Annotated in this window: 12 protein-coding genes; 3 read left to right on the forward strand and 9 right to left on the reverse strand. The window is 52.5% G+C overall.

The window, feature by feature from the left end; translation table 11 throughout:
- Positions 1–165: 165 nt before the first annotated feature.
- The 7 genes from LKE88_RS08835 to LKE88_RS08865 all read right to left on the reverse strand — a co-directional run bounded on the left by LKE88_RS08835 (position 166) and on the right by LKE88_RS08865 (position 9737).
- A complete protein-coding gene (locus LKE88_RS08835) occupies positions 166–1923 on the reverse strand; it encodes a sigma-54 interaction domain-containing protein (protein ID WP_270441113.1) in 1758 nt (585 codons plus the stop codon).
- Positions 1924–1996: 73 nt separating this feature from the next.
- Positions 1997–2941 (reverse strand): sugar phosphate isomerase/epimerase family protein, encoded by a 945-nt coding sequence (locus LKE88_RS08840; protein WP_105326549.1) that lies wholly within the window; start codon positions 2939–2941, stop codon positions 1997–1999.
- 55 nt (positions 2942–2996) lie between these two features.
- A complete protein-coding gene (locus tag LKE88_RS08845; RefSeq protein ID WP_270441110.1) occupies positions 2997–3713 on the reverse strand; it encodes an AraC family transcriptional regulator in 717 nt (238 codons plus the stop codon).
- A 58-nt stretch (positions 3714–3771) separates the two neighbouring features.
- Positions 3772–5412: a BCCT family transporter gene (locus tag LKE88_RS08850; protein WP_270441109.1), complete on the reverse strand. Its 1641-nt coding sequence runs from the start codon at positions 5410–5412 to the stop codon at positions 3772–3774.
- A gap of 340 nt (positions 5413–5752) precedes the next feature.
- Positions 5753–6019 (reverse strand): hypothetical protein, encoded by a 267-nt coding sequence (locus LKE88_RS08855; RefSeq protein WP_270441108.1) that lies wholly within the window; start codon positions 6017–6019, stop codon positions 5753–5755.
- Between the two features lie 504 nt (positions 6020–6523).
- The gene (locus LKE88_RS08860; RefSeq protein ID WP_270441107.1) at positions 6524–7303 is read right to left on the reverse strand and encodes a glycyl-radical enzyme activating protein; all 780 of its coding nucleotides are present in this window, start codon (positions 7301–7303) and stop codon (positions 6524–6526) included.
- A 28-nt stretch (positions 7304–7331) separates the two neighbouring features.
- Positions 7332–9737, reverse strand: coding sequence for a glycyl radical protein (locus LKE88_RS08865; RefSeq protein ID WP_105326552.1), 2406 nt, complete (start codon positions 9735–9737; stop codon positions 7332–7334).
- A gap of 174 nt (positions 9738–9911) precedes the next feature.
- On the opposite strand from LKE88_RS08865, the gene LKE88_RS08870 reads away from it, so the two are divergent.
- The gene (locus LKE88_RS08870; RefSeq protein WP_105326553.1) at positions 9912–10208 is read left to right on the forward strand and encodes a hypothetical protein; all 297 of its coding nucleotides are present in this window, start codon (positions 9912–9914) and stop codon (positions 10206–10208) included.
- 18 nt (positions 10209–10226) lie between these two features.
- On the opposite strand, the gene LKE88_RS08875 is transcribed toward LKE88_RS08870, so the two are convergent.
- Together LKE88_RS08875 and LKE88_RS08880 are read right to left on the reverse strand one after the other, a co-directional pair.
- The gene (locus tag LKE88_RS08875) at positions 10227–11495 is read right to left on the reverse strand and encodes an NAD/NADP-dependent octopine/nopaline dehydrogenase family protein (RefSeq protein WP_105326554.1); all 1269 of its coding nucleotides are present in this window, start codon (positions 11493–11495) and stop codon (positions 10227–10229) included.
- Positions 11496–11555: 60 nt separating this feature from the next.
- Complete coding sequence (locus LKE88_RS08880; protein ID WP_276803404.1) at positions 11556–11930, reverse strand: hypothetical protein; 375 nt, start codon at positions 11928–11930, stop codon at positions 11556–11558.
- 70 nt (positions 11931–12000) lie between these two features.
- Between LKE88_RS08880 and nifJ the strand changes: the two genes are divergently transcribed.
- Both nifJ and LKE88_RS08890 read left to right on the forward strand, forming a co-directional pair.
- A complete protein-coding gene (gene nifJ, locus LKE88_RS08885) occupies positions 12001–15507 on the forward strand; it encodes a pyruvate:ferredoxin (flavodoxin) oxidoreductase (RefSeq protein ID WP_270441104.1) in 3507 nt (1168 codons plus the stop codon).
- 80 nt (positions 15508–15587) lie between these two features.
- Positions 15588–17066: a 4-hydroxyphenylacetate 3-hydroxylase family protein gene (locus tag LKE88_RS08890; protein ID WP_118286814.1), complete on the forward strand. Its 1479-nt coding sequence runs from the start codon at positions 15588–15590 to the stop codon at positions 17064–17066.
- Positions 17067–17070 lie beyond the last annotated feature (4 nt).

Here is a 17070-nt window from a genome sequence, read left to right on the forward strand (position 1 = left end):
TTTAACATAGTTTAGCCAAAAAGCGGAAGTTCCTATGTAAATTTTTCTTACAAAAAAGGCTGAAAAAACATACCCCATGTCCCTAGAAAAAATGGCCTGCAAATCCATTTCCGGTTTGCAGACCATTTTTTCAATCAGTTTTCCATTTTTAAAATACTTTTTGCATCAACTCAGGAACTCATTCAAATCGATGCCATCCCGTTTGATCCGGTACTGAAGGTTCTGCCGACTCATGCCCAGCTGCCGGGCTGCCGCCGAAATATTCCCCTGGTGGTGGCGCAGGGCCTGGCAGACCGCTGCCCGCTCCACTTCCCGCAGGGTCCGCTTTTTGGCATACTTATCCCGCTTGGGCTTGTCGTAGGGGGCGATCAGCCCCGGCTGAACAGGATAGAAGGCGTCCTTCTCCTCCTGCTGGACCTGGACAATATTCTCCGGAATGTAGTCCAGGGTAATCATGTTCCGGTCATCCGGCAGCACGTTCATGGCAAACTCGATGGCGTGCTGCAGCTCCCGGACATTGCCGGGCCAGTTGTAGCTCTGGAACAGCTCCAGCACCTGGGCATCCACGTTCCGGACGTTTTTGTTCAGCTTCTGGTTGTAGAGCATAATAAAATGCTTAGCCAAAAGAGGTACGTCCTCCATGCGCTCCCGCAGGGGCGGCACCCGAAGGTCCACCACCCCCAACCGGTAGAACAGGTCCCGGCGCAGCTTGTGCTCCTCCAGGGCCTGCTGGGGAGTAATGTTCATGTTGGACAGCACCCGGACGTCCACCGGATGCTCCGTCATGCCCCCTACCCGGCGCACGGTGCCTTCCTGAAGCACCCGCAGCAGCTTGGGCTGGAGGTTGATGTTCATGGAGTTGATTTCGTCCAAAAGCAGGGTCCCTCCGTCCGCCTGCTCAAACAGGCCCGGCCGCTGCTCGGCCCCGGTATAGGCCCCCTTTTCCGTGCCAAAGAGGATCCCTTCCAGCAGGTTCTCCGGAATGGCCGCACAGTTGATGGCCAAAAAGGGCCCGTCCGCCCGGCTGCTGGCGTTGTGGATGCTTTGGGCCACCAGTTCCTTCCCGGTACCTGTCTCCCCATAGATCAGGATGGAGGAAGAAGATTTGGCCACGTGGCGGCAACGCTGCATCAGGGCGGCCATGGCGTCGCTGGCAAAGATAATGTCCTCGAAATGGTATTTGGCCTTCAGCACGTTTTTATGGGCCTTTTTGCCGCCTTCTTTGGTCACGTGCAGCAGCTTTTCCTGAAGGTCGATGATTTTCTTGTGGAGCTCATCCACGGTGCTCCAGTCCTCCATCACGCTGCACCCGCCCAGCACCTGGCCGTTCTGGACAATGGGATAGCAGCTGGCCATAATGTCCACGGCCCGGCCCCGACAGGTGGTATAGTGCTGGCGCACATCCCGGAGGGGCTGCTTGTGCTCAATGACCCAGGGAACCAAGAGACCCTTGTCGTCCTGGCTCTTGTACACATTGGGCAGTTTCTCCCCTACCACACCATAGTTGGTAAGGCCGTCCATGCGGACTGCGGCGTCATTGAGGAAGTAGATCCGGGAATCCTGGTCGCAGATGATGACGGATTCCTTGATCTGGTTCAGGGCGCTGAGGAGCATATCGTGACAGGCCTCATAATCGGCCTTCTGGAAGACCAGGAACCGGTACCCTTCCGGCAGATCCTCCAGGGTGGGCGTGGGGCAGTGGGCAATGTACTCCCCAAACGCCGGGTTCCCGTACACCCGCTCCTCCACCGGCTGGAGCAGGGGCACGGCGCAGGCGGGCAGGGGCGCCCCCTCCAGTTTGCCGTCCCCATGGAGCAGCTCATCCCCCCGGGCATTGATTTTGCGTACCTGTCCGTCCAGATCCAGGATCAGCGCCCCCAGACCGCATTGGGACAGGGCTGTAAGTGCCTCCGACCATTTCATGACATTTTCCTCCCATCAAAAGGTTTCCGCCTTAGGGACAAAAAGCCTGCCGCCGAAGCGACAGGCTTTCCTCTTAGCGGTTGGTTCCGATATCCAGAACTTCGTGCATGTATTTGATGCTCTTGCGCATAGCGGCAATTTCTTCTTTCCGGCCGTCTTCCAGGGTGTAACCGCTCAGGGGCAGTTCGATTTCCAGGTCGATGGTATCCAGTTCTTCCGGAGCTTCAGCGCGCAGGATCTTCATGACTTCGATTACATCCACATCCCCGTCGCCAATGGCGCAGCCCAGGGAATGGGTGCCGTCAGGATCGGCAAATACCCGGTTGTCGCAGAAGTGTACGCAGTAGGCATAGGGAGCCATTTTCCGTACGCATTCTTCAATGCCTTCGGCCAGCATCAGGGAGTTGATGGTATCGCAGCAGGCACCAATCAGAGGATGGTTCAATTGTTTTACCATCCAGATCACTTCGTCGGAGAACAGGTCGCAGTGGTTTTCGATGGCAATCTTCATGCCGTATTTTTCAATAGTAGGAATGTTCTTCTTGAAATCCAGGACAATCTTGGCCATTTGTTCCATGGCTTCCGGGCACATGGAAGCGTGGGAAATGGGATGGGGATGTTCCACGTCGGTGCTGAATTTCACCAGTTTGGCCCCAATAGCATGGCCGATTTCCAGAGCGTCTTCGATGGTAGCATTAACCCGGGGATCGGAAGGAGCGTTGAAGGAAATGTTCAGTTCCAGTTCTACGCCGTGTTCTTCAGCTTCCTTTTTCACCTTGGCCAGATGTTCCGGCGTGGTATCGTTGTTCAGGTCTACCAGGGTAATATGCAGTACCTGGATGCCTTCTTTTACAGCCAGGTCCATCAAATCTTCCAGGGTGCCGGCCTTTTCAAAAGCGTAATGCTTGCCTTCGCTTTGGAAGCCCCAGCTTTCGCCGTAGCCGCTCAAATGCAGGGTGTAGCTGTGCATCCCCAGTTTAAATTGTCTCTTGGCGTTCTTTCCCGTGATTTTGCTCATGTGATTTCTCTCCTATCATTATTGAAATTTGAAAAACAAATAAAAGCCTTTCGCATCAGCCAATATCTTTAATGCCATGTTCTTCCCGGAACACTTTGGGCGGTTTCCCCGTAATGCTGTGGAAGGCCCGGGTAAAGGTGGAGTTGCTGCTGTAGCCCACCATAACGGCAATCTCCATCATGGTATGGTTGGATTCTAACAACAATTCCTTGGCTCGGTCAATCCGCATTTTCCGCAGATACAGGCTGGGGGAACAACCGGTTTGCTGTTTGAACCAGTCGTTGTAGTAGGTGACGTTGTAGTTTTCCATTTCCGCCAACTGGTTGACGGTAATGGGCAGGTCATAATGCTCGGTGAGATAGCGAATGGACGGAGCAGCGCAGTTTTCCAGCAGTTTGCTGTACAGGAAGCTGTACAGGTAGCGTACGGACTGGCTGTTAGGATTCTGTTTCAGTTCCTTTTGGATCAGGTCCACCAGTTCCGTAATCTGGCCGCACATGGAGACAACCACCGGATAGGACAGCAGCTCTGCGTCCCGGTCCTCGGTGCTGATTTCCGTCAGGTTGATTACCAGAAGTTTGCCGCTGTAGCTGCATTGGTGATCGGTTTCCGCCGGAATCAGGCACAGTTCCTGGGGCGTTACCTTGTACTCCACATCACCAATCTGAATGTTCATGGTACGTTCCAGGGGCACCAGAATTTGCGGATACGCATGGTCATGTTCCCCATAACATTCATGATACAGTTGGATATCAAACTTTTGATTCAGCATTGTCTCCCTCTCCTCTTTCTCACCGAACTGTCTCTCTCAGTTCTGTTTACTTGCGTTATCAATAATCAGAATACGGATATTGGTGAATCACTACATCCAGCCCTCTGACCTTGGCAGAAATGTTGCCGGAAGGGGCAACCACTTCGTCCACCACCGGTGCGGTGCTGATTCTATGGCTCTTGGAGGCCAGCAGGGGTTTTTCCAGTTTGAAGATGATCAGGCACAGCCACAGGGTGGGCAGGGTCATAAGCAGGCCGCCGATGTTCAAGAGGCCCTTAACGGCTTCCATACCACCGGAGACTACCAGCAGGTAGGCCACTGCGGAAATGGCAGTACCCAGGATAATTTTCATCACCTTGGGAGGCTCAGAGTCGATTTCCTGGCCATGAACACACAGGGTGGACAGGGCGGAAGTGTTGGGGTCTGCCAGGGTAATGAAGGACAGGCATACGGTAATCAGGAAAATCAGCTGTACCACTTTGCCGCCGGGCATGGTGCCCAGTACCTGGTACAGGGTGGTCTGCATGCCTTCCTGCTGGATCATGGCCCAGACATCCATAATGCCGCTGGTTTGTACGTACATGCTTTGGCCAGCGAAGATGGCGATGAACAGGCAGCAGAACAGGGACGGAACCAGGATTTCTACCAGGAGGAATTCCCGGACGGTATGGCCTTTGCCCAGCCGGGCCAGGAACATGCCGATAACCGGTGCGTAAATGAAGAAGGAATTCCAGAAGGTGATGGGCCATTCGTTAGGCCATTGGTCCATAGGAGCCATGGTATTGTTGATGGTGATCTTGCCCCAGAAGTTGTCCATGATTTGGCCCATGGCTTCGGTGCCGATTTTGCCAATGAATTCGGAGTTGCCGGTGAGCACTACGTAGATCATCAAGCCAAAGAAGCAGAACATGCAGGCGGTGGATACGTAGGTCAGGCCTTTGTTGATGCCGGTAATACAGGAAATGATGAAGAAGGCTGCCACGGCTACGGTCAGGAAGAAGTACATCACAGGTCCCTGGGTGACGCCGAAAACGGCGTTGATGCCGCCGGAAATCTGCATCAGGCCGGCTGCCATGGAGTTGGATACGCCGCAGGCCACTGCATAACCGCACAGGATGTGCAGGATGGTGGTTACCCGGCGGTGCACCTTGCCGGTGGTTTCATACACCATGGGTCCCATGGACAGGGATTTCTGGTAGTTGAAGCACAGCAGGGCGAAAGCGGTAGCAGGCAGGGAATAGATGAAGTACTGGACGAAGGACCAGTGGAACATGGCCTGGCTGACAGCGAAGATGGCTGCATCCCGGCTTCCTGCTGCTGCATGGATGGCAACGGGCGGCTTCATAAAGTGGAACATAGGTTCGCCCATGGCCCAGTACAGCAGGCCGCAGCCGATACCGCCGCAGATGGAAATGGACCACCACTGCCAGGTGGTGAAGTCGGGCTTGGCATCGATGCCCCCGATCTTAACGTCCCCCCATTTAAACACAATCAATACCAGACCGAGAATAACGGTCAGCACGGACAGGGAATTGATCCACCAGCCGAAGTGGTCCCCGATGTAGTAGGTACTGGTTGACATGACTGCGCCGAATTGCTTGGTGAAAAATACACCAAGGATGATTTCCGCGGCCAGCAGCAGTCCGATGACTACCAGCACTTCCGTGTAAATCTTGCCTTTCAGATTTTCTTCCGGCATTTTGCGATTCCTCCTCTTTTTGGTTTCTCCTCTATATTGGAGCCCTCTCTCCAATCTCTACACTTTTATATATTGCAAAAACCATGCCAACTTTTTTAGTTGTCTGAAAATGTTTTGTTTTCTTATAATTCAAACTTGTCAAATTGGCTTATTTGCTAGCTTTCTGATTTTATGTACATTTTTTGGTTGCATATGGGCAAAGACTTTTGCCTTTCCAAAAACCTGTTCAGATCTCTCTTGCATGCAATTTTTTTTGCTTTTCTTTGCGCAAAAAGTTTCTGCTGCAAAATTTTTGCAGGTATTTGATAAAGGCGCATTTTTCCTAGCTTTTTTCTGCAATTTACCCTAAAATCCGCAAAATGTTTTTTGCGGCTAACTTATGGATAATAATTCTTATTTTGCGCCAGGAAAAACTTTGCAAAAAAGCTGTGTTTCCGGCTATTTTTTGCGGTTTTTGCCAATAGGCAGCAACTCCCCCAGGTCTCCTGCCGGAAACCTTTTCCGGCGCCCATTTTCCCACGCAGAAATTTTGTTTTTCTATTTTTAGGGTTTCCTGCTGGTTTGGCTTCGGCTTCAGGCTGGAAATATCCCCCTTCTCATAGTCCATTTTTCTGCAGAAAAGGCCGGGAAGCATTTCTCAAGAGAGAAGCTTCCCGGCCTGAAAAAATGGTACTGTGAAAAAACGAAACTTCCTCAGTCATCCTATAGGCTGACAGCTCCTGAGTGGTTCGCATTATGCCAATCAGCTTCGCTCTCCGAGCTCGCTTCTTGGAATGCTATCACATGGCTCATATTAACCAATAGTCCCTTAAAAAGCTGATGGACTATTGGATATGAGCGCAACGCTTGAAGGAGCCGTTCAGACCCATCAGGTTTCCAGTGTTTAACAATACCAGCATCATAGTTCCGGCATTAGTTGACCAGTAGTGGCCTAGCATGCCACCTTCAAGCGCTCAGGAGGTAGGGCCCGCAGGGCCTCGGAAGAAGTTTCGATGTGCGGATATGGCTTGAAACAAATGAACACTAAAAAAGGGTGCTGCGAAAAATGAGCTTTCATTTTTTCGCAGCACCCTTTACACCCTTGCGGGCAGCCGATCGAAATACAGTTGTCTTACAGCACCACGTTATCCAGATACTGTTTCAGGAATTCCTGGCACCATTCCATATGCTCCGGAGTGGGAGACGGAACGCCTGCCAGCTTGTAATCCCGGCCCAGTTTCTGATAGGTGCTTTCCCCCAGCCGGTGATACGGCAGCAGCTGGAGGTGCACCAGCCGTTTCAGACTGGCACAGAATTCGCCGATCTTCGCCAGCTCAGCCTCGGTATCATTGATACCGGGAATCAGCGGAGTCCGAATAATCAGCCGGAAAGGATTGGGATCCTTATCCATAGCCCGGAAGTTATCCAGGATAATTTCATTGGTGATCCCGCAGTGCTCCTTATGGAGCGCAGGGGTCACGGCTTTTAAATCCGCATACACGGTATTGATGTAGGGAAGCAGGGATTGCAGAGCATTCCAGGGTCCAAACAGGCTGGTTTCCACAGCCGTATTGATGCCTTCATCCGTGCAATTGTGAAGAAGTTCCCGGGCGAAGCAGGGCTGGGCCAGCAGCTCCCCGCCGGAGATGGTCATCCCGCCCCCGGTCATGAAGTAGAACGGGCTATCCTTCCGGACTTCAGTCATCACTTCCCCTACGGTCATTTTCTTGCCATAGGTAGTTTTGCCATCCTGGGTGGTTTCCTGGTGGAAATTCTGGCTTTCCGGGGTGGAGCACCATTCGCATTGCAGCGGGCACCCCTTCAAAAATACCACCGTTCTCATACCGTCCCCATCGTGAATGGAAGACCTTTCAATCCGCAGGACCATCCCTGCCAGCTGTTCCGCAACCATACTCCCCACATCCTCTCAAATAATCCGCTTATTTAGCCACGCAGCATTTGTCTACATGCCACTTGTTGATTTCGGTACGTCCAATGATTTCGTCCTGGGTTTCCTTGCTCAGTTCAACGAAGAAGGCGGTGTAGCCAGCTACACGGATCAGCAGATCCCGGTGGTTTTCCGGATGCTTCTGGGCGTCAATCAGGGTATCCCGGTCTACGCAGTTGATCTGTACATGGTATACATCCAACAGGTTCATGGTCTTCAGCATGTTCATGGCGTTCACCATGCCGCCGTTGCCTTTAATCAGTTCCGGTTCGAACTTCATGTTCAGCTGGGTGCCCTGGGTATAACGAGCATGCGGCAGATGGCTTACGGATTTCAGCAGTGCGGTAGGACCATTCACGTCGGTACCGCCGGTAGCGCCGATACCATCGGTCAGAGGGGTCTTGGCTTTACGGCCGGAAGGCAGTGCGCCAACCCATTCACCAATAGGAGTGTTGCCGGATACAGGCAGCATGCCCATGGTCATCTTACCAAACTTGGTGTTGTATTTTTCGAACTGGTCAGCTACGTGAGTGTAGATAGCGCCTACGCAGAAGTCAGCTTTGGGATCATCGTTGCCGTACTTGGGAGCTTCCAGGCACAGTTTCTGCACGTCTTCATAGCCTACGAAGTTGGCATCCAGGGCCTTGATCAGGGTATCCATGGAAACTTTCTTGGTATCGTAAACCAGGTACTTCACATCGGCGATGGAGTTGATGATATCTGCCTGGCCAACGGTGATAACGCCGCCGCCTGCGCTGTATTTGGCACCGCCGGGCTGGCTGTAATCCAAGCCGGATTCCATGCAGTGTTCATAGCTCAGGGACAGGGCAGGTACTGGACGATAGCGCATGCTCAGGTAATCCAGCAGCTGGTTGCCGCTGACGATAACGTCTACCGCATAGTCGATATGTTTCATTACGGCATTCCAGAAATCGTCAAAGGTCTTGAAGTTCCGGGGATCGCCGGTGGAAACGGATACCCGTTTGCCGGTAATGCGGCTGACGCCGTCGTTCAGGGCCAATTCAACCATGGCGCCCATGTTGATATCGGCAATATCGGTATATTGTTTCATACGGCCGGACAGGTTGGTTTCTACGCAGCCGCAGGGGTTCCAATCCCAAGCTTCACGCAGGGGCACGCCCTTGTTCTGCATCATGGAGATACCAACTTGGTTGGAGTAGATGGCCGGCATGGTCAGGCCGCGGCTGATGGATTCAACAGCCTTGTGCAGCAGGGAATCCGGGTTCTTGGCAATATCATAGGTGAAGCCCAGGTTCGGTTCCTTGAAGCGGACATCTTCGGTAGCTTGGATCATCATGTAGGACAATTCGTTGGAAGCATCGTTGCCATATTGGTCAATACCGCCGCAGGAGGTTTGTACCGTGATGCAGTAACCAGCAGCATATTGGGCGGTTACTTCATCCTGGAACAGGGACATTTCAGCAATCTTGATCCACAGGCAGTCCAGCAGTTCCTGTGCGTCATCGTCGGTGAGGATACCAGCAGCCTTGTCGGCTTTGTAGTACGGATACAGGTATTGGTCCAGACGGCCCAGGTTGTAGGAAGAAGCGTTCTGTTCCATGAAGATTGCATATTCGTAGGACAGCATGCTTTGACAAGCTTCGTAGAAGGTGCGGGCAGGATGTTCAGGCACCCAGCGGCAAACTTCTGCAATCTTCAAGAGTTCCTGTTTCCGGGTTTCGTCCTTTTCTTCAGCAGCCATCTTTTCGGCCAGGTCTGCATGACGGTTGGCCAGGAGAACGATGGCATCGCAGTCCATGATTTCTGCTTTGTAGAAGTAGCTCTTTTCCAGATCGCCAGGGTTGGCATCGTCCAGTTTAGCCAGGGCTTCTTCGGCTTCCTTCTTGATGCCGCCCAAGCCTTTGGTCAGGATGCGGGTCCAGCCCGGGGTATTTTCGCCATAGCCGCGGACGGCTTTCCGGTCGATATAAATGATGCCGTTGTCCCGCAGGGTGTTCATATCCTGGGGAGCCATCAGACGCCAGCGGTCAAACAAGCATTTGTTCTTCCAGTAATCGGAAACATCTTCCTTGAAGACCTTCTTGCCTTCTTCGCTCAGGTAGAACGGGTCATAGGGACGGGTGCTGATGGTATCCAATTCCCGGTCAATGATGGAAGCAGAGCTGTCAGCGCACAGAACGCCGGCACGGGGTTTAAAGGCTACGCCGCCGACCAACAGTTCATGGGGCAGAATGTAGATGTTCTTATCTCTGCACTGATGATAATACCCAGTGGCCTTTTGGATGATCCAGGGTTGTCCTTCAGATTCCTTGAAGCCTTCGGTCAAATACTTTGCGTTGTAAACGTCCATGTCCACCCGGGTTTCCAGGTACTGTTTGCGCAATGCTTCAATCCGTTTCAAATACTCTTTTGCCATGATAAAACTCCTCCTTATCACTTTCCGGCTATCGACTGCCAACACTTACGGGCCAATTTCTTTTTTGGAGACCTCTCCAATGCTTTCGCCTATATGTATTGCAAAAACCGTGCCAATTTAAAAAATCTTTTGTCAGCATTGCCTGTACTTTGCCAATTTTCAGGTAATTCAGTCTTGAAAACCCGCACGGGCTGTGCCTTCCGGGGACTTTGCCCCTTTTGGGAAGAAAATCCTGTTTTCCTGATTTCCAGTACAATTTCAGGGCCAAAGAGCAGCCAAACTGCAAAAAATAACGGCTTTTGGCTAAATTATTTTTGCATGCCCGCAAATTGTTTTGCGCAAAATATTCTGACATTTGCGGTTTTTGCAGGAGTAACAGGATTCGTTTTTTCGGGGATTTTTGCTGCTTTTCACGCAAAAAAACAGGAACTGCCGGCTCCCAAGGGAACCAGCAGCTCCTGCTATATATGATGCTAAACAAGCTTCCTATTATTTTTTCGGGGTGAAGACGCCTTCACGCAGGTATTTCTGCAGTTGTTCGTCGTTCATGTGGCCGATATCCAGGTAATCCAGGGTGTACTTGCTTTCGCCAGCCAGGTCGCGTTTCAGCATGGTGGAAGCCAGCAGGATCATAGCATCGATGATCGGGGTCTTTACGCCGTATTTCTTGCCCAATTGGCTCATCAGGTAGCAGCCAACAGGAACGTCTTCAGTGATGTAGCGGTTTTCCAGGTCGAACGGGCCATCGCCGAAGAAGTTTTCGTATCTTTCGTTAAAGGGAACTGCGAAGTCAGGGCCCATGTATTCTTTGCCGTACATGGTGGTACGGGAGAAGAAGTCTTCATAGTTTACAGTGCACAGGCCGATGTTCATAGCTTTGGCCAATTCTTTTTCTTCTTCCCAGAATTGAGCTTGTACTTCAGCAATGCCGGGGCACAGAGCGAAACCATACAGGGAGTAGTTCTTCTTTTCTTGACCCAGAACGGTGTCGAAGTTCTGCATGGTGGATACGCCCAGAACGGTGCCAGGAACGTGGATTACAGGGTTAACGTTGGACAGGTTGATATCCAGAACGGTGTTGCCGGTTACGAAACCATGATGGTATTCGCTGCCGTCTTTAGCAACCGTTACTTCGCCTTCAGCGTCCATGATGGCGCCGAATGCAGGAATGTACCAAGCGGAAGCCATGAAGGCATCGTTATCGGTCATAGGCAGAGCGCAGCCGCGGATGGTGGTGATTCTGTCTTCTACTTTGCATTCGTTGGTGGTAACGCCGCCGCGTTTTACAACACGGATGCCGTAAGGAGCAGTGTACCAAGCACCTACGATGACTTTCTTGGTGCAGTTCAGTTCACGCATCAATTTGCGGAAAATGAAGGTGCCACAGTTATCCGGCAGGATGTGGATGACTTGGCCATCTTCCAGCAGAGGAATCAGTTCACGGAACAGGTTTTCGTGAGCCAGAGCTACCGTAGCAACGATGATGATGCCGGCGCCTTTTACAGCTTTAGCCATGTCATCGGTAGCCAGGGCAACCTTTGCAGTGCCTTTGCGATTGTAACCAAAATAAGAGAATTGGTTGCCGCTCAGGGTAATACCGGTTTTTTCAATGTTGACGAAGTTGCGTTTTGCGAAAGCAGGTTGGTCCCAGATCCGAACTTCCTTGCCAGCCAAAGCGCAGTCAGCTGCCATGGTCTTACCAACGGCACCGCCGCCCAGAACTGCAATAGGCATGTCTTTCAAATAGCTCATATCCATTTTATATTTCCTCCTTTTACAGCTGCCGGCTCTGGCCGGGCTGTTATAAACTGCTTAGGTTTAGCGGAAGCAGCTCTTTGTTTTGTTGTCCTCATTATAGCTAGTACAGGTTTTGGGTTCTTTGCGACAACCCATTATTTTTTTGCCGTTTGTCGGATGGTTGGCAAAGGGACAAAAGCCTTCCTTATATAGCAATTTTGCTTTTTTTCTCCAACTGGCGGAAGGGATTCCTGCAAAGTCCAGGAAGCCGCACGGCGCCTTGCTTTGCGCCGTTTTCTCCTGCTTTTTTGGCATTTTTTCAGGAGGCTTTGGTGGCCTGGTGTGAAAAAAAGCAAAATATATGCGATGGAGTGCAAAGCACCGGAGGCCAAAAAAGGGTATATATGAGATAACTTCAAAAATCGGTCCGCTTGCGCCGGATCGATTGTCAGTCATTACCCAATGATTGGCTGACCCGGTGAAGCAGAAGGTTATTCTTGAACAACAATTTAAGGGAGGACGTAAAATGGCTAAGAAAATTGAGTTGATGGACGGCAACCAGGCGGCTGCCTATATCTCCTACGCATTTACCGAAGTAGCCGGTATTTTCCCCATCACCCCTTCATCTCCGATGGCAGAACACGTAGATGAATGGGCTGCAAACGGAAAGCTGAACTTATTCGGACAACCGGTTCAGGTTGTAGAAATGCAGTCTGAAGGGGGCGCTTCCGGTACCGTACACGGTGCGCTACAATCCGGTGCCTTGACCACCACCTACACCGCATCTCAGGGCCTGCTCCTGATGATCCCCAATATGTACAAGATCGCTGGCGAAATGCTGCCGGGCGTGTTCCATGTTTCCGCCCGTACCCTTTCCGCCCATGCCCTTTCCATTTTCGGTGACCACTCCGACGTAATGGCCGTCCGGAACACGGGCTTTGCCATGCTGGCATCTTCTTCTCCGCAACAGGTTATGGACTTGGGGGCTGTTGCCCACCTGGCTGCCATCCACTGCCGGATGCCGGTGCTGCATTTCTTTGATGGGTTCCGTACTTCCCACGAAATCCAAAAGATTGATGCTTTGGATTACGAAGACCTGCGGCCTTTGGTAGACTACGATGCCATCCGGGCCTTCCGCAAAAACGCTTTGAACCCGGAACATCCGGCTACCCGCGGCACCACCGTAAACCCGGATATCTTCTTCCAATGCCGGGAAGCCTGCAACCAGAGAGTGGCTGCCATTCCTGATGCTGTAGAACACTACATGCAGGAAATCAACAAACTCACCGGCCGCAGCTACCATCTGTTCAACTACTATGGCGCTGCCGATGCCGACAGAATCATCATTATGATGGGTTCCGGCGCAGAAACTGCCAAGGAAACCGTGGATTACCTGGTAGCCAAAGGCGAAAAGGTAGGCCTGATCAACGTTCATCTGTACCGTCCGTTCTCTGCCGACTACTTCCTGAAAGCCGTTCCTGCTACGGTAAAGAAAATTGCCGTACTGGATCGAACCAAGGAACCTGGCGCCATGGGCGAACCTCTGTACCAGGATGTATGCAGCATCTACAAGAACAAGGGCATTCCTATGGAAATCGTGGGCGGCCGCTACGGCTTGAGCTCCAAGGATACCACTCCTGGCCAAATCCTGGCTGTCTATGACAACCTGAAACAGGACAAACCCAAAAACGATTTCACCATCGGCATTGTGGACGATGTAACCTTCACTTCCCTGCCGGTTACCCAGGAAATCGAAACCTCTCCTGCCGGCCAGACCAGTGCAGAACTGTGGGGCATGGGTTCCGACGGCACCGTAGGCGCCAACAAGAACTCCATCAAGATCATCGGCCATACCACCGACCTATACTGCCAAGCCTACTTTGTGTACGATTCCAAGAAATCCGGCGGTCTGACCCAATCCCATCTGCGTTTTGGCAAAGAACCCATCCGTTCTCCGTACCTGGTAACCCAGGCTGACTTTGTAGCCTGCCACACCCCGTCCTACGTGCATAAATACGATATGGTAGCCAACCTGAAAGAAGGCGGCACCTTCCTGTTAAACTGCGGCTGGAGCGATGCAGAACTGGAAACCCACCTGCCGGCAACCATGAAACGGGCCCTGGCAGCCAAGAAAGCCAAGTTCTACACCATTGATGCTACCTCCATTGCCCGGGAAATTGGACTGGGGAACCGCACCAACACCATTCTGCAAGCTGCTTTCTTCAAACTGCTGAATGTCATTCCCATCGATCAGGCTGTTACTGCCATGAAAGATGCCATCTATAAGACCTACTACAAGAAAAAGGGCCAGGCAGTGGTAGACAAGAACAATGCTTCCATTGAATACGGCATTGAAAAACTGCACCAGGTAACCATTCCTGAAGCTTGGCTGACTGCTGAGGATGCTCCGGTAGAAAACAAGAACCCGGAATTCATCCAGGAAGTGGTAGAAGTCATGAACCGTCAGCAGGGCGACAGCCTGCCGATTTCCACCATCACCAAGTATGGTCTGGAAGACGGCACCTGGCCGGCTGGCACCACCAAGTACGAAAAACGTGGGGCTGCTGTGGATGTACCGGAATGGCAGCTGGATAAATGCATCCAGTGCAACCTGTGCTCCCTGGTTTGCCCGCACGCAGCCATTCGTCCTGTACTCCTGGACGCTGCTGAAAAAGCGGCTGCTCCTGCCGGCTTTGCCACCAAGAAAGCTTTGGGTGCAGGTCTTGGCCAATACGAATTCCGTATGCAGGTTTCCCCGTATGACTGCACCGGCTGCGGCAGCTGCGCCAATGTGTGCCCTGCCAAGGAAAAAGCCCTGGTGATGAAACCACTGGAAAGCCAGCTGGGCGAAGCTCCCAATTGGGATTATGCTGTAGAAACCGTTACCGTGAAGAAAGATGCGGTCAGCGACAAGAACGTCAAGAGCTCCCAGTTTGCCAAACCGTATTTCGAATTCTCCGGTGCCTGCGCTGGCTGCGGCGAAACCCCATACATCAAACTGGTTACCCAGCTGTTTGGCGACCGGATGTACATCACCAACGCTTCCGGCTGCTCCTCCGCTTACGGCGGCTCCACTCCTTCTTCCCCGTACTGCACGGACAAGAAAGGCTTCGGTCCTGCCTGGGCTATGAGCTTGTTCGAAGACAACGCTGAATACGCTTACGGCTACCTGCTGGGCCAAGATGCGGTAAAACGGGAACTGAAAGCTTCCGTTACGGCCCTGAAGGCTAAGGGCGTAGCTGTGGAAGCCTGCCAGGCTTACCTGGACAAGGCAGACGTTACGGCTGAATCCCGGAAGGTCAGCGATGATCTGCTGGCTGCCCTGGAAAACAACGCCAGCGAAGAAGCGGAATTCATCCGTCACAATAAAGAATACCTGGCCAAGAAGAGCGTTTGGGCCTTCGGCGGCGACGGCTGGGCTTACGATATCGGCTACGGCGGTTTGGACCATGTACTGGCTTCCGGCCGGGACATCAACGTACTGGTACTGGATACCGAAGTGTACTCCAACACCGGCGGTCAGGCTTCCAAGTCCACCGAAGCTGGCGCCATTGCCAAGTTTGCTGCCGGCGGCAAGGAAACCAAGAAGAAGGACCTGGGCCTGATGGCCATGAGCTATGGGTATGTGTACGTAGCCCAGGTAGCCATGGGTGCCGATCCTGCCCAAACCCTGAAAGCCATTCGGGAAGCTGAAGCTTATCCGGGCCCGTCCCTGGTTATCTGCTACTGCCCTTGCATCGAACACGGCATGAAGTGCGGCATGGGCCTCAGCCAGAACGAAGAAAAGAAAGCCGTAGAAGCTGGTTACTGGCATCTGTACCGCTTCGATCCCGACAAGAAGAAAGCCGGCGAGAATCCCTTCACCCTGGATTCCAAGAAACCCACTGGGGACTTCCGGGCCTTCCTGCTGGGCCAGAACCGGTATGCATCCTTGAAGCTGTCCTTCCCGGATAAGGCGGAAGAACTGTACAACAAGTGTGCACGGGATGCGGAAGAACGGTACAACACCTACGCAGCCCTGGCCGGCAAATAATGATATAGCCCTCTCTCTAACCGGTCCGCCTCCTTCGGGCGGCGGATCGGATTTCTTTTTCCAATAAAGGAGAACCCAAAATGACTTTGATGACTGCTGCTGAATACGTAGAAAGCCTGCGCAAGCTCCACACGAAAGTATATATGTTCGGGGAAAAGATTGATAACTGGGTGGACCATCCCATTATCCGTCCTTCCATCAACTCTGTAGCCATGACCTATGCCCTGGCCCAGGATCCCAAATACAAGGACCTGATGACCGCTACCTCCAACCTGACCGGCCATACGGTAAACCGCTTCACCCACCTGCACCAATCCACCGATGACCTGATCAAGAAGGTAAAGATGCAGCGCCTGCTGGGTCAAAAGACCGCCAGCTGCTTCCAACGCTGCGTAGGCATGGACTCCTTCAATGCCGTTTATTCCACCACCTATGAAATCGATGAAAAATACGGCACCCATTACCATGAAAACTTCAAGAAATTCCTGATCTACGTACAGGATAACGACCTGACCGTGGACGGCGCCATGACCGACCCCAAAGGGGACCGCTCCAAGGCTCCCCATGAACAAGCCGATCCCGATATGTTCGTCCATGTAGTGGAAAAACGGCCGGACGGCATTGTAGTCTGCGGCGCCAAGGTGCACCAGACCGGTTCCATCAACTCCCATTGGCACATTTTCATGCCCACCATTTCCATGAAGGAAGCGGACAAGGATTACGCCGTAAGCTTTGCCTGCCCCACCGATGCAGATGGCCTGTACATGGTCTACGGCAGACAATCCTGCGATACCCGGAAAATGGAACCCGGTGCCTGCATTGACCTGGGCAACGCCAAATTCGGCGGCCAGGAAGCCCTGGTGGTACTGGACCATGTGTTCATTCCCAACGAATACATTTTCCTCAACGGCGAATATGAATTTGCCGGCATGATGGTAGAACGGTTTGCCGGTTATCACCGTCAATCCTACGGCGGCTGCAAAGTAGGCGTAGGCGATGTGGTGATTGGGGCCGCTGCCCTGGCTGCCGAATACAACGGCGTAGAAAAAGCCAGCCACATCAAAGACAAACTGATTGAAATGACCCACCTGAACGAAACCCTGTACAGCTGCGGCATTGCCTGCTCCTGCGAAGGCTGCCCCACCAAAGCCGGGAACTACCAAATTGATATGCTGCTGGCCAACGTGTGCAAGCAGAACATCACCCGGTTCCCCTACGAAATCGTCCGCCTGGCAGAAGACATTGCCGGCGGCCTGATGGTGACCATGCCTTCCGAAACGGACTTCAAGTCCAACACGGTAGTGGGCCGCAACGGGGAAACCATCGGCGAAATCTGCAACAAGTTCTTTGCCGGCCGGCCTGACGTTTCCACCGAAGACCGTCAGCGCATCATGCGTTTCCTGGAAAATATGTGCCTGGGCGCTGCTGCTGTAGGCTACCGGACCGAATCCCTGCACGGGGCCGGTTCTCCTCAAGCCCAGCGGATCATGATTGCCCGCCAGGGGAACATCGACGGCAAAAAACAGCTGGCCAAGAATATTGCCGGCATCAAAGATTAAGCCA

The sequence above is a fragment of the Acidaminococcus hominis genome, from assembly GCF_022484025.1.
Taxonomy (GTDB): domain Bacteria; phylum Bacillota; class Negativicutes; order Acidaminococcales; family Acidaminococcaceae; genus Acidaminococcus; species Acidaminococcus hominis.

Excerpts from the sequence above, each read along its gene's own strand:
- LKE88_RS08835 (WP_270441113.1), bottom strand. The coding sequence starts at position 1,923 with ATGAAATGGTCGGAGGCACTTACAGCCCTGTCCCAATGCGGTCTGGGG.
- LKE88_RS08840 (WP_105326549.1), bottom strand. The coding sequence starts at position 2,941 with ATGAGCAAAATCACGGGAAAGAACGCCAAGAGACAATTTAAACTGGGG.
- LKE88_RS08845 (WP_270441110.1), bottom strand. The coding sequence starts at position 3,713 with ATGCTGAATCAAAAGTTTGATATCCAACTGTATCATGAATGTTATGGG.
- LKE88_RS08850 (WP_270441109.1), bottom strand. The coding sequence starts at position 5,412 with ATGCCGGAAGAAAATCTGAAAGGCAAGATTTACACGGAAGTGCTGGTA.
- LKE88_RS08855 (WP_270441108.1), bottom strand. The coding sequence starts at position 6,019 with ATGGACTATGAGAAGGGGGATATTTCCAGCCTGAAGCCGAAGCCAAAC.
- LKE88_RS08860 (WP_270441107.1), bottom strand. The coding sequence starts at position 7,303 with ATGGTTGCGGAACAGCTGGCAGGGATGGTCCTGCGGATTGAAAGGTCT.
- LKE88_RS08865 (WP_105326552.1), bottom strand. The coding sequence starts at position 9,737 with ATGGCAAAAGAGTATTTGAAACGGATTGAAGCATTGCGCAAACAGTAC.
- LKE88_RS08875 (WP_105326554.1), bottom strand. The coding sequence starts at position 11,495 with ATGGATATGAGCTATTTGAAAGACATGCCTATTGCAGTTCTGGGCGGC.
- LKE88_RS08880 (WP_276803404.1), bottom strand. The coding sequence starts at position 11,930 with ATGACTGACAATCGATCCGGCGCAAGCGGACCGATTTTTGAAGTTATC.
- nifJ (WP_270441104.1), top strand. The coding sequence starts at position 12,001 with ATGGCTAAGAAAATTGAGTTGATGGACGGCAACCAGGCGGCTGCCTAT.
- LKE88_RS08890 (WP_118286814.1), top strand. The coding sequence starts at position 15,588 with ATGACTTTGATGACTGCTGCTGAATACGTAGAAAGCCTGCGCAAGCTC.